Annotated in this window: 2 protein-coding genes; both read right to left on the bottom strand. The window is 49.1% G+C overall.

The window, feature by feature from the left end; translation table 11 throughout:
• Positions 1-446 precede the first annotated feature (446 nt).
• Positions 447-2,009 carry a methyl-accepting chemotaxis protein gene (locus CAG65_RS14650; RefSeq protein ID WP_161454125.1) on the bottom strand — a complete coding sequence of 521 codons (1,563 nt, stop codon included), beginning with the start codon at positions 2,007-2,009 and terminating at the stop codon, positions 447-449.
• 180 nt (positions 2,010-2,189) lie between these two features.
• Complete coding sequence (locus tag CAG65_RS14645) at positions 2,190-2,831, bottom strand: OmpA family protein (protein ID WP_021704687.1); 642 nt, start codon at positions 2,829-2,831, stop codon at positions 2,190-2,192.
• Between the last annotated feature and the right edge of the window lie 23 nt (positions 2,832-2,854).

Here is a 2,854-nt window from a genome sequence, read left to right as displayed (position 1 = left end):
GTTGTGAACACAGCTAAAGAACTGCTGGCATAATCGCCAATAATTAAACAAAGCCCTGCTCATTGAGCAGGGCTTTTTTGTACGATAAAAGATTGCCGTCAGCCACATTCGCCCGAGAAAGACATCAGCGTCTCCGCAAACCTTTAGTAGAAAAATTCTCGCGTTGATTCAAAGAAAAGCGCAAGCGGATCCTTGTCTTTCTCTGAACGCCTTCAGACAGCGGTAAATCGACGCTGGCTGCTTTTTTGGAGTCTCTGTCTAAACAGAGAGGCGTTACCGGTATTGCCATTCGATGGCTTCCATTAACCTAACGACATTCTCGATAACTACTTTATTAAAAGGCGCCATTGCAGAGTTTGAAGCGCTTTGCTGAACCATGCCATCCGCACGAGATACTTCAGGCTAGTAAAACAATCCCCGCCGGTGAGCGGGGATTGTCAGCTTTATTAGCGTTCTTCAAATCGATACGCCAGTTGTCTGAATTCATCCACATGAGACTTCAGCGACTGACTGCTGTGTTCGACCTGACTGGTTGCGGCCAGATTCTGCTCGGCGGCAGACGCAATTGAGTGAATATGCTGATTCACTTCTTCTGACAATTGGCGTTGTTTAGCCGCAGTTGCGTCGACGTCTGTCATTAGGTCACTCATGGATTGCATCATCTGCTCTACTTCCGCCAATCGCAGTGAGCTCTGGTCAGCGATGGTGCCACATTTATCCGTCTGCTCTTTATTGGCGAGAATATCACCTTGCCATTGCTGAATGGTCGCCAGCATTTCATCGATACTGCTTTTTATCTGGAGAGTGGCATTTTGCGTTCGTCCCGACAGTGCACGGACTTCATCAGCCACCACTGCGAAGCCTCTTCCCTGCTCTCCCGCCCGCGCAGCTTCAATCGCCGCGTTTAGCGCCAGCAGGTTAGTTTGTTCCGCAATGCCACCAATTTCTTCCATCAACTGGCTGACATTTTGCGCTTTGTCACTCAGCTGATACGTAGTTTGTGTCGCTTTCTCAGCTTGTTCACTCAGCAGATCGAGGTTTTGTTGCGTCAGGTCGATGGTCTCTTTCGCCTGCGCACAACTGTTGAGTGTTTCGCCAATCAGAGTATGAGCATTATGAGAGCTATCAGAAACGGTGTTCGCAGAACTTTGCATCTCTTCTGTCGCATCACGTACCTGCCGAATGTCTTTGACCTGTTGATTCAGTGCCTGAGAGACTTCTGATGTGGTGTCACTCAGTTCATCCGCCATGGATTGTAGCGGCAAAGCAGAATCGGTCATCCGGCCCAACACCGTGCGCATACGAGCTGACGACATCTTCAGATGGTAATCGGCCGGAGAAAATAAATCGTCACCGGAGTAAATCAAACGGCTAATGCTGTCGTAACGGCGTTGCAGTGCTCTCAGTCTTGAAGGGGTTGAAAATAATTCCTGACGGAACAACACGGCAATCACCCCCAAAGGCAACGCGTTGAGTAACCACGACAGCCCCCCCTCTACCGCCAGCATCTGGCTAACTAAAGGCGCAGTCAGCGAGCCCAATAGAATCGCGTAGCGAACCGGATCCGGTAACTTAAGCTTAAACTGGCGTTGGCCTTTTTCCGCTGCGATCAGGCTACGATACGCCTTTGCGGCAATATTGACCCACTTGCGTTCTGGCTTAACGCGAACCGACTGATAACCCGATACCTTTCCGTTTTCGTATATTGGGGTGACATAAGCATCTACCCAATAGTAGCCGTTGCCCTTGGTTCGGTTTTTCACGATTCCACGCCAAGCGTTACCTGCTTTGAGGTGCTTCCACATGTCAGCAAACGCCGCTTTGGGCATGTCGGCGTGACGGACAATATTATGGTGTTGGCCCAGCAATTCACTTTCAGTGAACCCGGCAATACGGCAGAAGGCTTCGTTACAGTAGGTAATAACACCTTGTAAGTCTGTTGTGGAAACCAGCTGATCAGCGTCACCGACCGCCATTTCCACTCCTGATGAAGAGATATTGACTGACATTTTTATGATTGTAATCTTTATGTTGAGTAACGCGAATGTTGGCACAAGTTGCAGGGTTATTTCAAAGTATTGCGAGATCGAAACGTCTCAAACGTGAAACACGTCATCCTTTAGAGTTAGTTCGCGCCACGAAGCAAAAAAGCCAGCTTTATGCTGGCTTTTATTTATATTATCAATAGGTTAGTTGTTCGACACTATAAAGCGAACTTCCACCCGTCGGTTACAGGAACGACCCGCCGACGTTTTGTTAGTGCAGGCTGGCACATATTCACCGTAACCACGAGTAAAAATCGACGTCTGTGAAACCTGGTTGCGCACTAAACGATCTTTGACCGCTGCCGCCCGACGTTTGGAAAGGCCATCGTTAAAATTGGCCGTTCCCGTACTGTCTGCGTGGCCATCGATCACCACGTCAATATCAGGTTGAGTGGCAAGATATCGCCCTACCAAATCGAGCCAACTGCCTGACTCCTGAAGCACACGTGCAGAACCGGTATTGAACTTCACTGTGTTATTGAGTTTGACCATGATGTATTCACCCGGCAGCACTTCGTAATCTACCCCATTGCTGGCGAGAAAATTCTGTAGTTCGTGATAACTGTTGCTGCCATAGTTGCGAGGCTGGGGCTGGCTTGGCTGAGTGTTATACGCGCTGTAACTTCCCGTCCCTGATGTCAACGTCGGTTTGCGCCATTCAGGATGCATTAGCTCAGAGTCATTCTGCGGGGCCGTCTCCAACATGGAGCCCCATTTTTTCACTTCCGCTGGTAACGTGCCACAACCAGCCAGCAGCAAAATAAGAGGATAAACATAATACTTCATGGGCTATACCGTTCACTGATATC

Source organism: Vibrio sp. V39_P1S14PM300 (assembly GCF_009904765.1).
Taxonomy (GTDB): domain Bacteria; phylum Pseudomonadota; class Gammaproteobacteria; order Enterobacterales; family Vibrionaceae; genus Vibrio; species Vibrio proteolyticus.
This window is presented reverse-complemented; position numbering and strand designations above follow the sequence as displayed.

Coding starts and splice junctions, on each gene's coding strand:
- CAG65_RS14650 (WP_161454125.1), bottom strand. CDS start 2,009: ATGTCAGTCAATATCTCTTCATCAGGAGTGGAAATGGCGGTCGGTGAC.
- CAG65_RS14645 (WP_021704687.1), bottom strand. CDS start 2,831: ATGAAGTATTATGTTTATCCTCTTATTTTGCTGCTGGCTGGTTGTGGC.